The 7,166-nt window shown below is 69.6% G+C and carries 7 protein-coding genes (1 of these 7 cut by a window edge); 6 read left to right on the forward strand and 1 reads right to left on the reverse strand.

Annotation, left to right across the window (positions count from 1 at the left end):
• Positions 1-90: 90 nt before the first annotated feature.
• From BJ964_RS23645 to BJ964_RS23670, 6 genes are all read left to right on the forward strand, one after another.
• On the forward strand, positions 91-1,116 hold the full coding sequence (locus BJ964_RS23645) for an ABC transporter substrate-binding protein (protein ID WP_188122713.1): 1,026 nt from the start codon (positions 91-93) through the stop codon (positions 1,114-1,116).
• Complete coding sequence (locus BJ964_RS23650) at positions 1,113-1,922, forward strand: ABC transporter ATP-binding protein (protein ID WP_188122714.1); 810 nt, start codon at positions 1,113-1,115, stop codon at positions 1,920-1,922. Before BJ964_RS23645 ends, BJ964_RS23650 begins: the two co-directional genes overlap by 4 nt.
• Positions 1,915-2,793, forward strand: a complete 879-nt coding sequence (locus BJ964_RS23655) for an ABC transporter permease (RefSeq protein ID WP_188122715.1) — start codon at positions 1,915-1,917, stop codon at positions 2,791-2,793. Before BJ964_RS23650 ends, BJ964_RS23655 begins: the two co-directional genes overlap by 8 nt.
• A 17-nt stretch (positions 2,794-2,810) precedes the next feature.
• Entirely contained in the window at positions 2,811-3,707 is an 897-nt protein-coding gene (locus BJ964_RS23660; RefSeq protein WP_188122716.1) for a TauD/TfdA dioxygenase family protein, read from the forward strand.
• Entirely contained in the window at positions 3,707-5,056 is a 1,350-nt protein-coding gene (locus BJ964_RS23665) for an LLM class flavin-dependent oxidoreductase (RefSeq protein WP_188122717.1), read from the forward strand. Before BJ964_RS23660 ends, BJ964_RS23665 begins: the two co-directional genes overlap by 1 nt.
• Before the next feature lie 385 nt (positions 5,057-5,441).
• Complete coding sequence (locus tag BJ964_RS23670; protein ID WP_188122718.1) at positions 5,442-6,794, forward strand: MFS transporter; 1,353 nt, start codon at positions 5,442-5,444, stop codon at positions 6,792-6,794.
• Here BJ964_RS23670 and BJ964_RS23675 read toward each other — a convergent pair.
• Positions 6,748-7,166, reverse strand: the 3' portion of a protein-coding gene (locus BJ964_RS23675) for a class I SAM-dependent methyltransferase (protein ID WP_188122719.1). 364 nt of this gene lie beyond the right edge of the window; 419 of the gene's 783 nt are visible here — the last part of the coding sequence; the start codon falls outside the window, past its right edge — the gene reads right to left on this strand; the stop codon is at positions 6,748-6,750. The genes BJ964_RS23670 and BJ964_RS23675 overlap by 47 nt on opposite strands.

A 7,166-nucleotide genomic window follows, 5' to 3' on the forward strand; every position in this document is an offset into this window, starting at 1 on the left:
CTGAGATACGCCGACGGCCCACCGGCCGCCCGGCCGATGACACGCACCCCCGCACGGTCGATGACACCGGCCCGCCCCTGAGGAGTACCGATGACCACCCGTAGATCCGCCCTCGCCGCCGCGCTGGCCGGCGCCCTCGCCGTCACCACACTCGCCGCCTGCGGTGGATCCGGCTCGGCCGCCGCCCCCGGCGACCAGGTCAAGGAGCTGCGCTACCAGGGCAACGTCGGCGCCGTGACCCTCGCCGAGCTGGCCGCCGACCTCGGCTATCTGAACGACGTCAAGCTCAAGTGGATCGGCAACACGATCAGCGGCCCGCAGGACATCCAGGCGGCCACCACCGGCGACACCGACTTCGGCGGCGCGTTCAACGGCGCGATCGTGAAGCTCGCCTCCACCGGCGCCCCGATCACCGCGGTGGTCGGCTACTACGGCGTCGACGACGTCAACTTCAACGGCTTCTACGTCCTCGACGACAGCCCGATCAAGACGGCCCGCGACCTGATCGGCAAGAAGATCGGCGTCAACACCCTCGGCGCCCACTCCGAGGCGATCACCAAGACCTACCTGGCCAAGGAGGGTCTCACCGACGACGAGATCAAGCAGGTCGAGCTGATCGTCGTCCCGCCGGTCAACACCGAGCAGTCGCTGCGCGCCAAGCAGATCGACGTGGCCGCACTCGGCGGCACGCTGCGCGACAAAGCACTCGAGCGGGGCGGCATCCACCCCCTCTACACCGACTACGACCTGCTCGGAAAGTTCACGGCCGGCAGCTACATCTTCCGCGACGACTTCATCAAGAAGAACCCGGACACCGTGAAGGCCTTCGTCGCCGGCGTCGGCAAGGCCATCGAGTGGTCCCGCGCCACGCCGCGCGAGGAGGTCATCGCGAAGCTCCAGGAGATCATCAAGAAGCGTGGCCGCGAGGAGGACGACAGCCAGACCAAGTTCTGGAAGAGCTACGGCGTCGCCGGCAAGGGTGGCGTGATCGAGGAGCGCGAGTTCACCACCTGGATCGAGTGGCTGGACCGGGCCGGTGAGCTGAAGAAGGACATCAAGGCCACCGACATCTACTCCAACGACTACAACTCCTTCGTCACCGGCGGTGCGGCATGACGACCGAACCGAAGATCCGCTTCGAGAACGTCGGCAAGACCTTCCAGGCCCGCGGCAAGACGGTCACCGCCCTCCAGGACATCAACCTCGAGGTACGCGACGGCGAGTTCCTGGTCATCGTCGGCCCCAGCGGCTGCGGCAAGTCCACCCTCCTGGACCTGCTCGGCGGCCTCAGCGAGATCTCCAGCGGCCGGATCCTGGTCGACGGCAAACCGGTCACCGGCCCCGGCCTGGACCGCGGCATCGTCTTCCAGCAGTACGCGCTGCTGCCGTGGCGCACCGCCCAGGGCAACGTCGAGTTCGGGCTGGAGGCCAAGGGCGTCGGCCGTAGGGAGCGTGCCGAGAAGGCCCGCGAATACCTGGACCTGGTCGGCCTGACCGGCTTCCACGACCGCTACCCGCACGAGCTCTCCGGCGGCATGAAGCAGCGGGTGGCGATCGCCCGCAGCCTCGCCTTCGACCCGGACGTGCTGCTCATGGACGAGCCGTTCGCCGCCCTCGACGCGCAGACCCGCGACGGCCTCCAGGACGAGCTGCTGCGGATCTGGGAGAAGACCGGCAAGACGATCGTCTTCATCACCCACGGTATCGAGGAGGCGGTCTACCTCGGCCAGCGCGTCGCCGTCCTGACCTCCCGGCCGGGCCGGATCAAGGAGGTCGTCGAGGTGCCGATCGACGCCCGGTCGGCCACCGAGGACCTGCGCTCCGACCCGCAGTTCACGCACTACCGCCACGAGATCTGGAGCCTGCTGCGCGACGAGGTCGACCGCGCCCGGAGCGAGGAGCTGGAGAACAGCCATGTCTAGCATCACCGATGTCCCGGTCGCGCTGGCGGAACGGGTGGTACCGGTCGTCGGCGTCACCGCCGGGCCGTCCCCCGCCCACGCCTGGTACCGCAAGAGCACCCGCCTGCTCACCGCCGTCCTCACCCGGATCGCGGCGATCGGCGCGCTCGCCCTGGTCTGGCAGCTCGCCCCGCAGTGGGAGACCGCCCCGGGGGAGTACCTGGTCGACCCGACGTTCCTGCCGCCGCTGTCCGAGGTGCTCGTCGCCTGGTGGGACCTGCTGATCTCCGGCGAACTGTGGACCCACACCGAGGCCAGCCTGATCCGCTCGGCCGCCGGCTTCGGCCTGGCCATCCTCATCGCGGTGCCGCTCGGCCTGCTGATCGGCTGGTACAGCCCGGTCGCCAACCTGCTGAACCCGCTGCTCGAGGTGTTCCGCAACACCGCGGCGCTGGCCATCCTGCCGGTGTTCGTGCTGATCCTGGGACTCGGCGAAACCTCCAAGATCTCGATCATCCTGTACGGGTGCACCTGGCCGATCCTGCTGAACACGGTCAGCGCCGTCCGTACCGTTGATCCGCTCTTGATCAAATCGGCCCGGTCGCTGGGACTGGGCCCGGTGCGGCTCTTCCAGAAGGTCGTGCTCCCGGCCGCCGTGCCGACGATCTTCACCGGGATCCGGCTGGCCGGCGCCGCCTCGATCCTCATCCTGATCGCCGCCGAGATGGTCGGCGCGAAAGCCGGCCTCGGCTACCTCATCAACTACGCCCAGTACAACTTCGCGGTCCCCGACATGTACGCCGGAATCATCACGATCTCCGCCATCGGCCTGATCGTGAACCAGCTTCTCATCGTCACCGAACGCCGCTTCTCCACCTGGCGCACCAACTAGTTCCAAGGAGTCCCCCCATGAGCATCGACATCACGCGCCTCGGTGGCCGGATCGGAGCCGAAGTCTCCGGCGTCGACCTTCGTTCCCCGGTGGACGACGTCACCGCCAAGGAGATCCACGACGCTCTGGTCGAGCACAAGGTCCTGGTCTTCCGCGGCCAGCACCTCGACGACGAGCAGCACCAGCGGTTCGCCTCGATCTTCGGCCCGCTGACCCTGGCCCACCCGACCGTCCCGTCCGTCGACGGCCAGGCCAACGTGCTCGAGGTGGCCGGCGCCGAGGGCGCCCGGGCCAACGCCTGGCACACCGACGTCACCTTCGTGGTCGCCCCGCCGAAGGCCACCACCCTGCGCAGCCTCGTCATCCCGCCCTACGGCGGCGACACCCTCTTCTCCAACACCGCGGCCGCCTACGCCGACCTGCCCGAGCACCTGCGGGTACTGGCCGACCGGCTGTGGGCCGAACACTCCAACGAGTACGACTACGCCGAGCACCCGCAGTTCCGCTCGGCCGAGGTGGAGGAATACCACAAGGTCTTCGTCTCCACCCGCTACCGCACCGCCCACCCGGTGGTCCGCGTCAACCCCGACTCCGGGCTGCCGAACCTGTTCATCGGCAACTTCGTCACCGGGATCATCGGCCTGTCCCGTACCGAGTCCCGCGACATCCTGCGCCTGCTCCAGCACTACGTGACCCGCCCCGAGAACACCTTGCGCCACAAGTGGCAGGTCGGCGACATCGTCGTCTGGGACAACCGCACCACCCAGCACTACGCCGCCGACGACTACGGCGACCTGGACCGCAAGCTGCACCGGGTCACCGTGGCCGGCGACGTCCCGGTGGGCACCGACGGCACCAAGAGCCACATCCTCGAGGGCGACGAGGCCACCCACTACACCCCGCAGGTGCAGTGATGACCCGTCCCGGACAGCTTCACCTCAACGCCTTCCTGATGAGTGTCGGCCACCACGAGGCGGCCTGGCGTCTTCCGGAGAGCGACCCCTACGCCGACCTGGACGTCGAGCACTTCAAGAACCTGGCCCGGATCGCCGAGCGCGGCAAGCTCGACTCGCTGTTCCTGGCCGACGTCCCGGTCATCTTCGACCAGGTGGGCCGCCGCCCGTCCGGCATCCTCGAACCGACCGTGCTGCTCACCGCCCTTGCCGGGGCCACACAGCACATCGGGCTCATCGCCACGGCGTCCACCACCTACAACGAGCCCTACAACCTGGCCCGCCGGTTCGCCTCCGTGGACATCGTGAGCGGCGGCCGGGCCGGCTGGAACATCGTCACCACGTCCGGCCTCGACTCGGCCCGCAACTTCAACCTCGACGAGTTGCCCGCCCACCGGGACCGCTACGAGCGCGCCGCCGAGTTCGTCGACGTCTCCGTCAAGTTGTGGGACTCCTGGGACGACGACGCCATCGTCGCCGACAAGGAGACCGGCGTCTGGGGCGACCAGGACCGGATCTACCCGCCGGCACACAAGGGCCGGTACTACTCGGTGGCCGGAGCCCTCAACCTTCCGCGCTCCGCCCAGGGACGCCCGGTGCTGGTCCAGGCGGGCTCGTCGGAGAACGGCCGCAACTTCGCCGCGAAGTACGCCGAGGCCGTCTTCACCGCACACCAGACCCTGCCCGACGCCCAGGCCTTCTACGACGACCTCAAACGCCGCGCCGCCGAACACGGCCGCGACCCCGACCACGTCAAGATCCTGCCCGGGATCGTGCCCCTCATCGGCGCCACCGAGTCGGAGGCACGCGAACTCGAAGCCGAACTGGAACGCCTGATCCGCCCCGAATACGCCCTCACCCAGCTCGCCGACCTGCTCGGCGTCGACCCCGGCGAACTCTCCCTCGACGCCCCGCTCCCGGCGAACCTGCCGGAGGAGGAGCAGATCGAGGGCGCCAAGAGCCGCCGCACCCTGATCGTCAACCTGGGCCGCCGCGAGGGCCTCACGGTCCGCGAACTGATCGGCCGTCTCGGCGGCGGCCGCGGTCACCTGACCTTCGCCGGAACCGCCGTCCAGGTAGCCGACAAGATCGAGCACTGGTACGAGTCCGGCGCCGCCGACGGCTTCAACATCATGGCCCCGGTCCTCCCCTCGGGCCTGGCCGCCTTCGTGGACCAGGTGGTCCCGATCCTTCAGGAACGAGGCCGCTTCCGAACCGAGTACACCGGCCACACGCTGCGCGAACACTACGGCCTACCCCGCCCGGCCAACACCAACACCGCCACCCGCCCACCCGCGCTCCTCCCGTAAGCCCACCCACCCGCCCACCGGGCCACCCGACCGGCCGCACTGCCCAGCAACACCCAGCGCGGCTGGCCGGGGGCGGCGTTCCGCACCATCCCCCTCGGCCGCGCAGCCAGGCACCCCCTGTGCGGCCGGGGGCGTTCCGCACCTCCCCGCTCGGCCGCTCAGGTTGGCCGGGTGGCGTGGGCGGGGTGGCGTCCTGCAATACCCCGTTCGGCCTGCTGCGCGGGCCCGCGTTGCCTGGCGAGGTCCAACGCGGCCGGGCAGGGGTGATGTTCCGCAACACCCCGCATGACCGTCCGGCGGCGGAACGGTGTTCCTCCTGGTCGTTTCGCCGCCGGCTCGTCGCCCCTGTTCGGGCGCCCCGGCCGTACCGATGGAAGGTTTGATCTTGAAGCCCCGCGCCGCACTCGGCGGTCTCTGCCTCGCCACGACGGCCTACTCGGTCCTCCAGTCGCTCGTCGTGCCTGCCCTCGGCGTCTTCCAGGACGAGCTGAACACCACCCCGTCCGCGACGGCCTGGCTGCTCACCGCCTTCCTGCTGAGCGCCTCGATCTCCACACCGGTGCTCGGCCGGCTCGGCGACATCTACGGCAAACGCCGCATCCTGATCGCCGCCCTTACCGCCATGAGCGTCGGCGCCCTCACCTCCGCACTCGCCTCCGACCTGCCGGTCATGGTCGCCGGCCGGGTCGTGCAAGGCCTCGGCGGCGCCGTCTTCCCTCTCTGTTTCGCCCTGGTCAGAGAACACCTCCCGGCGCCCGGCCGCCCCCGCGCCTTCGTGATCATCTCCACCGTGATGAGCGTCGGCGGCGCCGTCGGCACCATCACCGCCGGCCCCATCCTCAGCCTGCTCTCCTCCCGCTGGCTGTTCCTGATCCCCGCGCTGGTCTCCGCGCTGGCGATCATCCCGGTGATCCTTCTCCTGCCGCCCGGCGAGCGCGCGCCGTTCAACACCCGAATCGATTGGTACGGAGCCGCACTCCTCGCCACCTGGCTGGGTCTCCTGCTGCTGGCCATCAGCCGTTTCGGATCACCCGGCTGGCACTGGCCCCTGATCGGGGCCGCCATCCTGGCCCCGGTCTGGTGGCGCAGCCAGCGACGAGCCGACCAACCACTCATCGATCTGCGCACCCTGGCCCTCCCGACCGTTCGCGCCACCAACGCCGCCACCCTTCTGCTCGGCTTCGGCATGTTCGGTTCCTGGATGGTGATCCCGCTGCTGGTGGCCGAGAAGTTCGACGCCGGACCCACCGTCGTCGGCCTGGTGATGGTGCCGACCGCCGTAGGCAACCTGCTGATCATGCGGGTCTACCGCCGCCTCACCGCACGCCAGGGACCACGCGCTGCCCTCGCCGCCGGCATCGCCATCGCCGGTGTCGCCTATCTCTGCCTCGCGGTCGGGCACCAGACCTTGGCACAGGTCTGCCTGGGCATCCTCGTCATGGGCGCCGGCATCGGCCTGGCCTTCGCGGCGGTCGGCGCGCTCGTCGTCGAGGCGGTGCCGAGTGAACAGACCGGGGTGTCCGCCGCCGTCAACACCGTGATGCGCACGGTCGGAGGCAGCCTCGGCACCGCGGTCGGCGGCTCGGTCCTGACCTGGTCGCCGGGTGAGTCCTCCTACACCACCGTCCTGCTGCTCTACGCGGCCGCGCTGGCCGGCGCCCTGTGCTGCGCCATCCGGGTGCCGCGGCCGGTCACCGTATCCGGCGGGCCAGCCGAAGCTCGGACAGGTACCGCTTGACGATCCGCCCGCCGTGCTCCTCGTCGATCAGCCGACCGATGCCGTCCAGCAGGGCAGACTGCTCAGGTCGTGGCATCGAGCGCGTGGTCGAGTAGGTGAGCAGCAGATCCAGATACTCCGGCGTCGTATAGGTGGCGTCCCACTCGTACCGATGAAAGACCGCCGGGCCGAACCGGTCCGATGCCGCGATCTCCACATCGTCGTGCGGGATGTCCCGGGCCGGCTCCAAACGCAGATTCGGCGGGGTGCGCGGGTCATAACGCTCATACAACCGCTGTGCCGCCGCGAAGAACACCTCGGTGCCACCCTTGATGTGATGCGTCGCGACAGTGGCGAGCAAACCACCGATCCGCAGGGCGTCCGCCGACCGTG

This window comes from Actinoplanes lobatus (genome assembly GCF_014205215.1).
GTDB classification, from domain to species: domain Bacteria; phylum Actinomycetota; class Actinomycetes; order Mycobacteriales; family Micromonosporaceae; genus Actinoplanes; species Actinoplanes lobatus.